Source organism: Flectobacillus longus, assembly GCF_030056705.1.
GTDB lineage: Bacteria > Bacteroidota > Bacteroidia > Cytophagales > Spirosomataceae > Flectobacillus > Flectobacillus longus.
Genome location: NZ_JASHIC010000001.1, coordinates 334,840 through 347,829 on the forward strand (window position 1 = coordinate 334,840; position 12,990 = coordinate 347,829).

The 12,990-nt window shown below is 34.4% G+C and carries 12 protein-coding genes; 2 read left to right on the forward strand and 10 right to left on the reverse strand.

All coding sequences use genetic code 11. The features are described from left to right. Positions 1 to 71: 71 nt before the first annotated feature. The 4 genes from QM491_RS01310 to QM491_RS01325 form a co-directional block, all read right to left on the reverse strand. Positions 72 to 1,433 (reverse strand): BNR repeat-containing protein, encoded by a 1,362-nt coding sequence (locus QM491_RS01310; RefSeq protein WP_283325450.1) that lies wholly within the window; start codon positions 1,431 to 1,433, stop codon positions 72 to 74. Positions 1,434 to 1,758: 325 nt separating this feature from the next. Then, entirely contained in the window at positions 1,759 to 2,307 is a 549-nt protein-coding gene (locus tag QM491_RS01315) for a DUF4890 domain-containing protein (protein WP_283325451.1), read from the reverse strand. 191 nt (positions 2,308 to 2,498) lie between these two features. Beyond that, positions 2,499 to 3,470 (reverse strand): aldo/keto reductase, encoded by a 972-nt coding sequence (locus QM491_RS01320; protein WP_283325452.1) that lies wholly within the window; start codon positions 3,468 to 3,470, stop codon positions 2,499 to 2,501. 82 nt (positions 3,471 to 3,552) lie between these two features. After that, complete coding sequence (locus tag QM491_RS01325; RefSeq protein ID WP_283325453.1) at positions 3,553 to 4,638, reverse strand: LacI family DNA-binding transcriptional regulator; 1,086 nt, start codon at positions 4,636 to 4,638, stop codon at positions 3,553 to 3,555. A gap of 265 nt (positions 4,639 to 4,903) precedes the next feature. Here QM491_RS01325 and QM491_RS01330 point away from each other — a divergent pair, with 265 nt between their 5' ends. Both QM491_RS01330 and QM491_RS01335 read left to right on the forward strand, forming a co-directional pair. Further along, positions 4,904 to 6,145: a hypothetical protein gene (locus tag QM491_RS01330; protein WP_283325454.1), complete on the forward strand. Its 1,242-nt coding sequence runs from the start codon at positions 4,904 to 4,906 to the stop codon at positions 6,143 to 6,145. Between the two features lie 84 nt (positions 6,146 to 6,229). Beyond that, positions 6,230 to 6,643 carry a zinc ribbon domain-containing protein gene (locus QM491_RS01335; RefSeq protein ID WP_283325455.1) on the forward strand — a complete coding sequence of 138 codons (414 nt, stop codon included), beginning with the start codon at positions 6,230 to 6,232 and terminating at the stop codon, positions 6,641 to 6,643. Here the strand turns inward: QM491_RS01335 and QM491_RS01340 are convergent. From QM491_RS01340 to QM491_RS01365, 6 genes are all read right to left on the reverse strand, one after another. Next, a complete protein-coding gene (locus QM491_RS01340; protein WP_283325456.1) occupies positions 6,636 to 8,807 on the reverse strand; it encodes an ATP-dependent helicase in 2,172 nt (723 codons plus the stop codon). The genes QM491_RS01335 and QM491_RS01340 overlap by 8 nt on opposite strands. Positions 8,808 to 8,922: 115 nt before the next feature. Further along, positions 8,923 to 9,510 (reverse strand): peroxisomal biogenesis factor 19, encoded by a 588-nt coding sequence (locus QM491_RS01345; RefSeq protein ID WP_283325457.1) that lies wholly within the window; start codon positions 9,508 to 9,510, stop codon positions 8,923 to 8,925. A gap of 1 nt (position 9,511) precedes the next feature. Further along, on the reverse strand, positions 9,512 to 10,597 hold the full coding sequence (locus tag QM491_RS01350; protein ID WP_283325458.1) for a DUF6371 domain-containing protein: 1,086 nt from the start codon (positions 10,595 to 10,597) through the stop codon (positions 9,512 to 9,514). 72 nt (positions 10,598 to 10,669) lie between these two features. Then, positions 10,670 to 12,226: a DNA primase family protein gene (locus tag QM491_RS01355; protein ID WP_283325459.1), complete on the reverse strand. Its 1,557-nt coding sequence runs from the start codon at positions 12,224 to 12,226 to the stop codon at positions 10,670 to 10,672. A gap of 8 nt (positions 12,227 to 12,234) precedes the next feature. Next, a complete protein-coding gene (locus QM491_RS01360) occupies positions 12,235 to 12,603 on the reverse strand; it encodes a hypothetical protein (RefSeq protein WP_283325460.1) in 369 nt (122 codons plus the stop codon). Beyond that, positions 12,596 to 12,937: a helix-turn-helix domain-containing protein gene (locus QM491_RS01365; protein WP_283325461.1), complete on the reverse strand. Its 342-nt coding sequence runs from the start codon at positions 12,935 to 12,937 to the stop codon at positions 12,596 to 12,598. The genes QM491_RS01360 and QM491_RS01365 overlap by 8 nt, the downstream gene beginning before the upstream one ends. Positions 12,938 to 12,990: the final 53 nt, after the last annotated feature.

Below are 12,990 nucleotides of genomic sequence, written 5' to 3' on the forward strand. Positions count from 1 at the left end.
TCTTGGACTAGACAAGAAGGTAATCTTTATTCCGAAATAGTCAATTCAAAATCTAAAATTATAGTGCATCATTAAGGCTTGATTTGGTACTCTAGTATGCTCAAAGGAGAAGACATTCCAGCTTTGGTAGGAGGAGCTTGCTGCATTAAGGATATAATTCCAGTTTGTTGGAAACAAGAAACATCTGGCTTTGGTTCGAGAATACTCGGATGCTGAGTATCTATGCCAATAATTTTCCACTTCTTCCATTGACTCTCACTCGTAGATTTCAGAATCACCAATTCTCCTTTTTCAAAATAGATAGGATGCGTTGTTTTCTCGCTAGCTGATTGTCGATAGTAAAGAAGATACAAATGGTCATTGGCATCAAACAAAATTTGCGGGCGTGTGCCAGCCTGAGCAATGATAAGTTTTTCGTACCATTTGCCATTGGTATCTCGCCATAAATGATAATATCCGCTGGCTTTTCTATCCCAAAACGCTCCTTCTTTAAAAGGCTTATTCGGTAATTTGCTCCAATACACTACATGAATTCGTCCCTTTGAGTCTACTGCCTGCGCCTGCTGATTCATCAAAGACTGTTTACGATTAATGGTTCGAATAATCGAGTGTTTGGATTCTAGATTCATCAATAGACTTGAGTCTTGATGAGCAATTATTTCACCACGATTATTTTTCCACGATTTTCCTTGGTCTTTACTGAATGCATATATCCAATCATGGTTTGCTCCATCTGCTTTTTCTCGCCAAGTAAATGTAGTGTAAAGCACTCCATTTTTGTCGTAATCCCAACCATTATAGTAGGCATTTCGAGAACGACTATTATCTATATCATCTTCAAAATAGCCTTCTGGACTATCAATTGCATGACGTTCTTGCCATTGGGTTTGTTTTGCGTTATAGGTTGCCATCCAAGTTTGCCCATCGCCGCTTTTGCCTTTTCTGTAAAAAAGCTGCAGATTTCCGTCGGGCATAGACACAAAACTTGGATAACTTACCTCCTCTATTTCTTCATCCAATTGATGCGCAAGCGGTAAAAACTGGCTTTGTTTCCAAGATGTTTTTTCAGGAAAATCTAATAAATGCTTTTTCGAACGGATATAGTTAAGCGTGTTATTATGATGGTCGAAAGCAATATGAAGCGTACCATCTTTCTGACAAAAACCCAATGAAATGGTATTATGAGCATCGTCTTTACTCAGGATGTATGGAAAACTAAGAATACCTGTTTTGTTAGTGCGAAGGTTTCTCCTAAAAATACAAAGCTGGCGATTAGCATTATAAAATCCTCCATATTGAAAGCTTTTATAAGTTGCCAAAGCTTCTTTCTGAAAAGCTTGACCATTGATATTCATTCCATAATCACCTTGAACAGTCAAAGCTTTAGCGTCTAGTAAAATGGAACGTATAGGTGCGAGCTTTGGCTGACCCATGCTTATTCCGAAAAAATTCAGAAAGAATAAAAGAAAAATACCTTTGATAAAATATTGGCGGTTAATCATCGGAATGTAAGGCTTAAGATGTACTCACAAAATAGGTATTTTTAGGGGAAAAATAATATAAGTAAAAAGAAATACGCTTAAAATATATTGACTATTCATGAGCCAATCCTGATTGAGTGATTGTTTTTGAGATGAATTTCATTTGTAAATACGCAATGCTTTACGTCTAAAATCATTTTGGAATATGGTATCAAAAAAGGCGTTCGAAATTGGTTTTCGAACGCCTTTTTGTATTAAAATTCTGTTATCCTCTCAACTAAAAAGATCCACCACCTCTTGAGAATCCACCACCTCCTGGAGGTCCATCAAATCCTCCTCCACGGCTTTGTTGATTTTGTTGAGAAGATTTACGCATATCTTCACGACGTTTTAGATATTTCTCATACTGCGCTGCCGTTAACACTTCACTCATTTCATGGTCTTTATCCTTCATAAGTTTTTCCATAATTTCTCTATTTTTCTGCATATCCTTTTCCGACGGACGACCATCTTCAGAAGATTTTTTTGCACGAGAACGCATTTGTTTTTGCATAAAATCCGTTTGTGCCAACGCATATTTCGTCGAAATATCTGTTACTCGGTCGATTTGATCAGGATTGAGCTTGAGCTTTTTTTTCATCCATTTTACCTCCTGTTCAACCATTTTTTCTGGGTCTGGTGGCTCAGGTGTTCGTCCCTCAAAATCAGGACGCATACCACCGCCTCCACCGCCTTGAGGAGGTCCTCCGCCAAATTGGGCTGAGGTTGTCAATGAAAAACATAAAGCAGCAATAAAAGCAAAAGCACCAAGTGTTTTCTTCATCATTTTCATGGTTATTGATTGTTAGCCCACCGAGTTTTGGAGTTTATCAACCTCGAATTGCACGCTTTGTCAAGGTTTGTTTTCGAAACTCAGTAGATTGTTTTTATGCTAAATCAACGCCACACTTGGCACACTATGATGATGTTTGATACACTTGGTACTTTTTTGTATAAAAGCCTTAATAATCTGTCTATCTATTGGCTCCACTCCGTTGGAGTGCGATCCCAACGATGTCCTTTCAGTTCTTGTAAAAGTTGTTCCGAAAGTCCTTTCCCATCGCTACAGCCCATATTGGACTCCACGTTACGGATTTTTCTCATACCCGGAATCGTCGTAGAAATATCTGGATTACTCAAAATAAATCGGATTGCCATTTCGGCCATACTCATCCCCGCAGGAATCAATGGACGCAAAGCATCGGCATGGTCTACACTTGAATTGAGGTTTTCAGGAACAAAATAAGTAGAACGCCAGTCATCTGCTGGGAAAACGGTTTCTTTCGTCAAATTGCCTGTCAATGTTCCTTCGTCAAATGGTACACGCGCAATCACAGCAATGTTTTTTTCACGACACAATGGTAACAAAGCATCTTCTGGATTTTGATCAAAAATATTGTAAATCACCTGAACGGCATCAATCAAATCTGTTCTCAAGGTCTCCAAACAATTGTTTGGCTCCCAACGATTGACACTCAAGCCCCAAGACAATACTTTCCCTTCTTTAGTCAATTTGGTTATTGCCTCCTTCCATTCGTCGTGCTGTGCCCAAGCGTCTTCCCACACGTGAAATTGCTGTAGATCGATAGCCTCAACACCAAGATTTTTCAAACTCTTTTCGGTGTATTCAACGATATAGTCAGCAGGAAAAACGTCAGCGATATTGAAATGCGCTTTTGAGGGCCAAATTCTATTTTTTGGTGGGATTTTAGTAGCTACGTATAACTTTTTCTCAGCATGTCTTTTAAGTGTTTTATTCAAAATCTCTTCACTCAGACCATCGCCATAAGCCCATGCCGTATCAAAAAAGTTACAGCCCATTTCAATAGACTTATCCAAAGCATTATTTACTTCTTGTTCTTCCGAACCTGTCCAGCCGGCCATGCCCCACATACCGTAGCCTACCTCGCTCACTTGCCAGCCTGTACGACCAAATTTTCTGTATTCCATATTCAAAGCGTTTTGATTGTATATCAATACCTCAAATTTCTTGGATTTTTTACAGAGTTTATTAGAAAGTAGAAAGGTTTATTTACGAAATCGTTTTCGAAAAAAGTTGAGTAGATTCTCTAGGGATAATTTCAGATTGAAGCATAATAGACTGAAAACTCAAGGTTTTCCTTGGTTTTTCAATTTGTGCAATCAATAGCTCTGTGGCTTTTTCGCCCATTTCTGTAGCTGGATGCTTTACTGTGGTAAGGGTTGGACTCAACACTGTAGCTAATGGAAAATCGCAGAATGACAAAACTTTCAACTCCTGAGCAATTGCAAGACCACCCGATTTGCAGGCAGACCACAAAGGCGTCACCAATTCCTCAACCGAGGCAATAATCCCATCGAAAGATTTGTCTTGTAATAATTGAAAAAAAGTAGCATCCGAAATCCCCTTGGGTATCTCGACAATATGCGTTTCGGGATTAGTAATATTTTTTTCTGAAAGAGCTTTAAGAAATCCTTGCAGTCGCAGATTTAAGGTAGAATTTGATGTTCCGTTCAACAAATAACCAATTTGTCGGCAACCACTTTCCCACAGATGCTGTACCGCTTTGTAGCCCAATTCAAACTCATTCGTTACAACCTTATGAGCCTGAATCTCTTGTGGAACACGATCGAAAAACACTAAAGGAATATCTTGAGAAAGGAGATTTTGAATATGAGAAAACTCTTGTGTTTCGAGTGCCAACGACATCAAAAGCCCATCTATTCGTCCCAATTGCAAGCTTTCAAGAATCATTCGTTCTTTTTCAAAACTCTCATTGGACAAATAAATCAGGACATGATAGCCCTGCACACGAGCCACCGATTCGATACCCTTAATGACCGAGGCAAAAAAACTATTTCCCACTTCTGGAATAACAACAGCAATGGTTTTGCTTTTATTATTGCGCAAACCACTCGCATGAGGATTGGGCGAATACTGGTATTTGGTAGCTAATTCCAAAACCCTACGCTTAGTTTCTTCACTAATTTCATAGCTATCGTTTAATGCTTTCGACACAGTACTTGTCGAAACATTGAGTTCTTTTGCAAGGGTTTGGATGTTGATTTTGGGTTTCAAGGAAATAGTAGTAAAGGTTTTATTTCTTCTAAAAATGCCCTCAGAAATATCTAAGGGCATTTTTTATGGAATTTTCTTATAAAAGTCAAGCCTACTTTCCAATACAGAAAGTAACACCAATTGATTATCAATTACTTACAAACAAAAGGTACAAATAGGGTACAAATTCTGTATAATTATCACAAAATAACGCAAAATAAAGGTCGATTACTGAGAACTTTTATTCTTTTAAATATTTATTTTAGAAATTTAAAAATTCAGAGAATTATCAACACATCATTGGAACAAAATTTGCATTTTACTTAGCAACAAAAACTTTAAAACTATGCCATCTTCTTTTACTAGCCTAGAACAACGAGTTATTCAACTACTTGGAGATACTGATTATAAGGATATTCTCAATGAAATAAAGGCTCTCCCTAAATTAATCTTTCAAAACGAACCTATGGAGGTAGCATCCAAAGTATGTTACAGAAAGAGAATTGGTTTGTTAATTGTGACCAATGTTAGAGCAGTGTTTGTGGAGGATAATAGTATAGAAGGCTTAAATGCTTATGAATTTCAATTTTCCGAAATACAAAATATAACTGTCAATTCAGTTTCACACGAAGCATTCATACAATTATCTATTGGCAATAGAATCGAGCTTTTTGAGAATATCCCATATTCAAAGGCTCAACAGTTGGTTGCTGTTATAAATACAAAGATTAGATTTCTGAATCTCGAAAAAGACTTGTCTAGTTCTAAGGGTACATTTTCTTCATTTACAAATAGAGAGAAAGAAGATGTTCATAATCATACTATCGACCCCAATAAAGAAGGAAAGAGAATAAACATTTTAAACATTGGTTCTCTCGATAATACTTTCACAAACAGAATCCTCTTAGGTGGAGTTGGAATTTTACTTATAATGCTCTTTATATCTTATGTTAACACACTTACAAAAAAAGATAATATCCAACTCGCAATTGATAATCAAGCGCTTATAAACAACTCTGTTTTATCAAAAAATGATACTATAGAGGCATACAATGAGAGTAAAAGTAAGCAAGTAGAAGAAAAAAAAATAAAGGACTTTATTAAAAAGGTTAAAAAAAACTACAAAGTTACATACGATGATATAGAAAAAATTCACTGGGTTTATGATAGTTCAAACCCTATAAATGTTACTAAAAATGGTTTTTTTGTTTATTTTGGTATGACGGAATCAAATTTCTGGCCTAGGATAAAAATACAGTACTTTGGAGATGATTGGTTATTCGTAAAAAGCTACTCTTTCAAAATTTATGATTCTGTAATAGATTATCAGCCACGTTCAACAGTAAATAGAGATAACGACTCTGGTTATGTTTGGGAAACCTTAGATGAAAGCCCTGAAGAAGATGTACAACTTGACACTATTTGGCATTTACTGGCAGGAAGTGGACAATCTAAAATTAGATTTAAAGGAGATAGGTATTATAAAGATAAAATCATTTCAAGTAATCAAGTTAAATCTCTAAAGAAAATGAGGTCTTTATATGAGGAGGCTAAAGAAATTTATGGTATCAAACCTAAACAATACTAAAGGTATCAAATTAGAAGTGAATATCTTACATGATTTTTATGTTTATGAAGCAATATTTCTTACATGAAAAATATAGTTTAACCTATGGAAACTATTTTAGTAAAACATTATACAGGAAATGAAGAAACAGCATTTAAAGCCTTCCAAGAAGATGTACCACAAATGCTATTTGAAGGATATTCCCCAATTAATCAGCAAAAAATAAGTACACCTTTAGGCTGTGGGTTGTGTATCTTAATATATTTTCTGTTTTTTTTCTTCCTGACATGGATAAAACTAAATTCAGGAATAAGTTGGGGTTTCGCTGAATTTATTCTTAGTTATATCTTCTTAACCTCTCTAATTATTCTCTATAATTCTTTAACTAAAAATAGAGGAGGCTTAATGGTAACCTACGAGTATAGACCTAAGAAAAAAGAAAAGACCTGTTCAAAATGTGCTGAAACCGTAAAACTTGATGCTAAATTATGTAGATATTGTGGATATTTTTTTACCTAAAAGGCTCTATCCCATCAAAATCAAAGTGAATATTTCGAATTATATTAAACTCTGGAAAATGAATTTGATAGATTCTTAAATCCTTATCTATTTCTACGATTTGACCCTTATTCCATCGAATATGATTAACAAAATCTCCAATTTGTAAATCTATCTTTTTATAAGGGTTAAATCTTTTTTTATTTTTGAAAAGAAAATTCCCCTGATTAAATACTTCAGAATTAACAATTCCTTTTAATTGATAACATTGCTTATCTATCTCAAAAAAGAATCGTGATGGTAATTTATCAGTTCCAACATTAAAATTATATCCCTCCGAATCCGTAATGTAAAGCGACTGCATAGCCCTTGTCATTGCAACATACGTCAATCGTCGTTCCTCCTCCAGTGCATTACCCCCTCTTTCGTTTAAAGAGCGTTGACTTGGAATTATGCCGTCTGTGAAGCCAATTAAAAATACATTCTTAAATTCTAATCCTTTGGCAGAGTGAATTGTCATTAATTTTACTCTATTATGCTTCTGCTCTTCGTCTTTACTCATCTCATTGTATAAACTGATTTCTTGAAGATAATCTTCAAGCTCAACAACCTCATCGGAGGTCTTTTCAATAGTAATGAGTGAGTTTTGAAACTCTGCTATATTCTCAAGCCTCTCATAATCTCCATCATTGCGATAAAGTAGTGAAAGACCAGACTTGTCAAAAAGGTATTTTACAAAATCTGAAATTCCTTTTGAAGCTTTCAATCTTCGTAACCCTTGTATAAGCTCAACAAATTCTTTTGCACCCTTTTGCTTGAACTTGGAAAGGTTTTGCTCAAGTGTACTAAATATTGGCTGGTTTGTTTCCTCTGATAGACGTACAATGTCAGTTACAAACTTTTTACCCAACTTTCTTGAAGGAACATTTACAATCCTTAGAAAGGCAGTATTATCATTGAAGGCTATAAGACGTAAATAAGCAATAATATCTTTGATTTCTTTTCTTTCAAAAAATCTTATTCCTCCGTGTATTGAGTAAGGGATACTTTTTTTTATCAATTCTTGTTCTATAACCCTTGATAGAAAACTTGACCTATAAAGTATAGTGAAATCATTATAGGTACATCCTTCTTCTTTTACTCTTCTAAGTATTTCTTTCAAAACCCAATTAGACTCCTCAACATTGTCTTGTGCATGATAATAAACAACCTCATTACCATTCATGTTTTGAGTAAACATTTCTTTAACTACACGAATAGTATTATGTTTTATTATAGAATTACTTATGGCAAGTATTTGAGGAGTTGACCTATAATTTTGATTGAGAATGATTGTTTTAGAGTCTTTAAACATTTTGTCAAAATTTACTAAAATCTCAGGTTTTGCTCCTCTCCACTCATAAATTGTCTGGTCAGGGTCTCCAACTACGAAAAGATTTTTATGGTAATTCGCCAATAGTTGAACAAACATAAATTGTTTAGCCGAACTATCTTGCACCTCATCTACCTGAATATACTGAAGCCTTTTTTGCCATTTTTTCAATAGCTCCTCGTATCTCATGAACAGATAAATAGTGAAGTTCATCAAATCATCAAAATCCAATGAAAAGTTTCTTAACTGCTTAAAAAGGTATCTTTTGAAGATTTTTTCTTGTAATGAATCATTTGAGTTTAAGCTATCCTCATAATGATTAACAGAGTTGACACTAAAGTACTCTTCAATGTATGTAATATCCTGCTTTCTCTGTGAAATACTCCGAATAATATCTTTAAATGTATATTCCCTTGAAGTGATATTTAGCTCTTCGTAAATCTGTCTTAAAATAGTTTTCTGGTCTTCAGAATCAAGAATAGTAAAACTTTGGGGAATCTGAAGTTTATAAATATCTTCTCGAAGAACTTTCACACAAAAACCATGATAGGTAGTTATGTAACCTTCTGAAAGATTTAACCCTTCAAGTTGTGCTTTTATCCGATTTCTCATTTCACGAGAGGCATTGTTTGTAAAAGTCACACACAAAATATTTGATGGGTTCACGCCTAAATCTTTTACCAAATGAACATACCTAGACACTAAAGTTTTGGTCTTTCCAGAGCCTGCTCCTGCTATTACACGAACGTATCCTTCTGTTTCTAAAACGGCTTTTAATTGTTCGGTATTTAATCCTGCTAAATGTACCTGCATCTCTGGAATATGAAATTTCTAGTTGTAGTAATAAATAATTTTCAAACTCAAATATAATAATTTCACAATCTATAAAACCAGTATTGAGGAGGATTCCAGACAATAGATTTAGAGTTTACTTACAAAATGACTTCTCCCAATCAATAATTGAAATCTGTTCGGCTTGGTTTAGCCTATCAATAATCTTAGCGTATCTTTTGGTTATTTTCCCGTTATAGGAAGGCTTAAGATATTTTTGAAAGGCTTGTTTGTGATACTTCTCATAATCAAAGAATGCTCCAAATTTAGACTCATACAAGCGTTCCTTTTTACTCATTCGTTGAATCCGATAAATACCGTTTTTTATTCGCTCCCTATGAGAAAATTCACCCCTACACAAATACAACTTTCTGCAAAGCTTTTTGGAATGAGGACAAACAAAATAAAAATACGCTCCTTTCCCTAAATTAGATAATTTCGAAACGAGTGTGATTCTAACGCTTTTGGCAATGTTTCCGTAGTTGTATGAAACTACTAGGTAAAAGGGAGATTCAAGTAAATTGGAAATGATAGATACACTCGAAAAAGGTTTACCATTGCTATACCATGTAATAATACCTGATTGTCCCGATTCATGCTTTAAATATCCCATACTTTTCAGCTTGGTAATACTCAAGTATGGGATAGAATCTACAATAGTAGGAAATTGTGATATTTTAGACATTTCAACCTAAATTATTAAGGAATGTGTTACAAAAAGGGCTTTCTCTGAATAATCTCCAATCATATTTTATCAAATAATCTGCTAAATCAAGCCCTTTAATTTTATCCTCCTCTATTGCTCTTTTTTCCAAAAAATCAGAGAAACTAAATTTAATATCGGGATATTGCTTTTTAATATTTTCGGCTTTATCATTCCATTCTTTAAATGTTTTACCATGCTGTGACAAATCAGGAAATACAAGTACATTCCTCCCTCTTAGACTTCTTAACTTTTCAAATGAAAAGCTACTTTTATTATAAACTGCTAACCAAACTAAATCATGATAACTATGAGGTAATCCAAAATATAAAGTCCCATAAATAGCCGTTTTGGGGGCTTCTACTAAAGCAATTGGATTTTGTGGGAACATTTTAAGTAAATGCTCCCCAAATAAACAACTAACTTTTTTGTCCTGAGTTAGATATTCTTTTAGCCAATTAGGGTACTCTATTTTCTTTAAATCATACTCTCTATGTAACATTGAGTGCAAAAAATCTGTACCTCTAGGTAAAGTGTGATTCAAATTATCAAATTGCTTTACTTGAATAGCCCTAACCCCTCCTTCAGAATCTATAAAAGGAAAAGTTGTAGCTCCTCTTCTATATCCTTTTGTAATTGTTCCTAGTCTATACAATTTGATAACTTCAGCAACATCTTCTTTTAAAAATGGAAAGGGTACATTTTGAAGTAAATTTTGAATGAAGTTATTCTCTGTATATCCATTTTTCACTAAAGTTTCTAAAAAGCTGTCCCAATCAAATAAAATAACTTCCTGTGTTTGTGTTTGCTCTTTCTGATTGACTCTGACAGGCTTTTGCGGAATCTGATAATTTGTATATTCAAGGCTTGTAACTTGTTTGGAATACCCCTCTATGTAAGGGTTTAAATGATAACCACATTTTACTTCCTTATCACATCTTCCAAATTCAGGTGGTAAGTAATCACCCGTTTGTGTATCTAGGTATCTTACTAAAGTTTGACTTTTACACCAATTACAAAAGAATTTCTTACTGCTTTTGTCGAGTATAAAACGATATTTGCCATTCATAAAAGTTTATTTTAGTGCTACATTATCTACACTTCGTACATTGTTTAATGTAGCAAATGCACTAAGTGTAGCTTAAAAACAATCTTTTTTTTCAATATAAATAACGTTCCCCTGAGTCTTTCGCTCTATGATGTATTTTGCTTTTCTCAGTCTTGAACTACACTCTCGTAATGAACATGGCTTAAAACCTCCCTCATAACAATAATTTCGATAATCATAATAAACATCTTTCAAGGTTAGAATTTTACTAAGAGAAGGCTCAAAATTATTATCGGTCAAATACATTAGTACGCTATCACTTTCTATTCTGTATTGTTGTACCATTTTATCAACTGCTTCACAATAAGTAAATTTCCTCTGCTTAAGCAATCTTTGTAACCCCTCAAGAATCCAATTAAATACCCCTGATAGCTCTGAATCGATTATTTTTTTATGTAATTGCTTGTCTTGTTCATTCTCTGGTATGGTCACATCAAATGGAATAATTAGGAATCGTCTAAAGAACGCATCTGTTTGTTCAACATCTTTAGGTAGTTCATTACAGTTAAATATCAATTTAGCATACTGCTTTAAGATAAAGGGTTGACCATAGGGTAAACGAGCCTCCACGGGTTCACCTGATACTAACTGTTTAAAAATGGATGCTTCTAATTTTCCGTTAATCTCACTGGCATAATTCACTAGCTTATTTGCAATTTTAGCCCTATAATAACCATTCTCGTTTGTAAGACTTTGTAACGAGTAACTACTAATATTTTCTTGACCTAAAAGCGCATTCATTATTTCAAAAAAAACACTTTTCCCATTTGCACCAGAACCATAAAGAATAAGTGCTTTCTCCTCCTTTAGTACACTATTCCCGTTTTTAAGAAAGACAAAACCCATAAATTCAGCTAGAATATGTTGCCGTTTAACATCGGGTAATACCTTGTTTAAATAGGCTGTAAACAGTGGGGCTTTAGCAGTCGCATCATAAGAAAAAGGTAATTGGTACGTCAAAAAATCTTCACTTCTAAACTTTTTCAATTGGTTTTTTTCTAACTCAATTTCAAATGTTCCATTCTTTAGATTTATCAATACCTTATCATCATTGAGAGGAGGAACAGGTAAAACAGCCGTAGATAAAAACTGCTTAAACAATTGCTCTCTAAATTGATAATGTTTTGAGGTGTAAGCCTGTACTCCTAGCTTCTCGGATGCTTCCCCTAAGAATCTTTGAAAAGTATCCTTATCAACTTCAGACCAATAATTTCCATTATACAAATAAATAAAGTCATGCTTTTTACACATACTCCAATTACTCAGGCTTGCAATTTTCAGAATTTCGTCAATTGAAATGATTAAGAAGTGCTTAGTTCCTAGCTTTACCTTATCAACTTTACTTTCAATCTCTTTGACTTTTTCGGAGTTTACTGTTCCAGATTTAAGTTGATTTCTTAACTCTCTCATCTCAGGAAAAGCTATACTTTCGTAGTCTATTGGTTCAATTTGCTCCAATAGTCTTGTTAATAGCTCCGTGTGATTAGGAATGCTTTCTTCTGTACCATTCATAAAACTATGGACGTGGGTTATCATGGCATGAGGATTTATCAAATTCTCATGCTCAACATTTATTTCAATCTTTTTCATTTTTTTTCTTAAAGAGAGGAGGCTCTCAGTAGACTAAATTTTTGGTTACTTGTACTAATTAGACGTGCATAACTTCCTGTTATTGGGCATTTAACTTGATAATCAGAAGTAACTAACTTTCCCTCCTCTTCAAGTTCTCTTTTAAGCCTACAAGCTGATTCTACAGGTATTTCGAGCGCTGTACACAGTGCTTTATTTGTTGTGTCTACACACATCAAAGCAAGCTCATAAAGTTGCTTTCTTGTTTTCCCCTTTTTGAACTCAATTAGGGACACACCCCAACCCTTCTCTATTGCAGTAATAATTCTCCTAACCTCTGCAAAATGGTTATTTGCAAGGGGATTATAATGAACGGTTGATAACACACGTTTAGCCATTTCGTCCCCCTTTCTTTTTGAGATAATCTGAAGCCTCCTCTGCTATTTCTGCATTAGTCTTTTTACGACCACGCTTTAAATATTCAAAGAGTTCAGATTTTAGAAAGTGTAGCTTCTTTCCCTGCTTAAGTACTGGAAGCTCTTTCTTAGATACCTTTGAATAGATGGTAGGTACAGACAGATTTAAAAACTTTGCAGTTTCTTCTACTGTTAGTAATCCATCATCGTTCTCAGAGTTTTCACTGAGTTGTGTTGGAAGTTCTGATAGTGCCTTTTTGACAGCCTCATTAATCATTTGCCCTAATTGGTCTTTGTCTACTGCTATTAGCATCATGACTATAGATTGTTTGGTTATGATACAAAGAGACAAAGAAAAAAATACACCAT

What these genes read in the sequence shown, in the direction of transcription:
- QM491_RS01310 (WP_283325450.1), bottom strand. Translation starts at nt 1,433, where the DNA reads ATGGGTCAGCCAAAGCTCGCACCTATACGTTCCATTTTACTAGACGCT.
- QM491_RS01315 (WP_283325451.1), bottom strand. Translation starts at nt 2,307, where the DNA reads ATGATGAAGAAAACACTTGGTGCTTTTGCTTTTATTGCTGCTTTATGT.
- QM491_RS01320 (WP_283325452.1), bottom strand. Translation starts at nt 3,470, where the DNA reads ATGGAATACAGAAAATTTGGTCGTACAGGCTGGCAAGTGAGCGAGGTA.
- QM491_RS01325 (WP_283325453.1), bottom strand. Translation starts at nt 4,638, where the DNA reads ATGCCCTTAGATATTTCTGAGGGCATTTTTAGAAGAAATAAAACCTTT.
- QM491_RS01330 (WP_283325454.1), top strand. Translation starts at nt 4,904, where the DNA reads ATGCCATCTTCTTTTACTAGCCTAGAACAACGAGTTATTCAACTACTT.
- QM491_RS01335 (WP_283325455.1), top strand. Translation starts at nt 6,230, where the DNA reads ATGGAAACTATTTTAGTAAAACATTATACAGGAAATGAAGAAACAGCA.
- QM491_RS01340 (WP_283325456.1), bottom strand. Translation starts at nt 8,807, where the DNA reads ATGCAGGTACATTTAGCAGGATTAAATACCGAACAATTAAAAGCCGTT.
- QM491_RS01345 (WP_283325457.1), bottom strand. Translation starts at nt 9,510, where the DNA reads ATGTCTAAAATATCACAATTTCCTACTATTGTAGATTCTATCCCATAC.
- QM491_RS01350 (WP_283325458.1), bottom strand. Translation starts at nt 10,597, where the DNA reads ATGAATGGCAAATATCGTTTTATACTCGACAAAAGCAGTAAGAAATTC.
- QM491_RS01355 (WP_283325459.1), bottom strand. Translation starts at nt 12,226, where the DNA reads ATGAAAAAGATTGAAATAAATGTTGAGCATGAGAATTTGATAAATCCT.
- QM491_RS01360 (WP_283325460.1), bottom strand. Translation starts at nt 12,603, where the DNA reads ATGGCTAAACGTGTGTTATCAACCGTTCATTATAATCCCCTTGCAAAT.
- QM491_RS01365 (WP_283325461.1), bottom strand. Translation starts at nt 12,937, where the DNA reads ATGATGCTAATAGCAGTAGACAAAGACCAATTAGGGCAAATGATTAAT.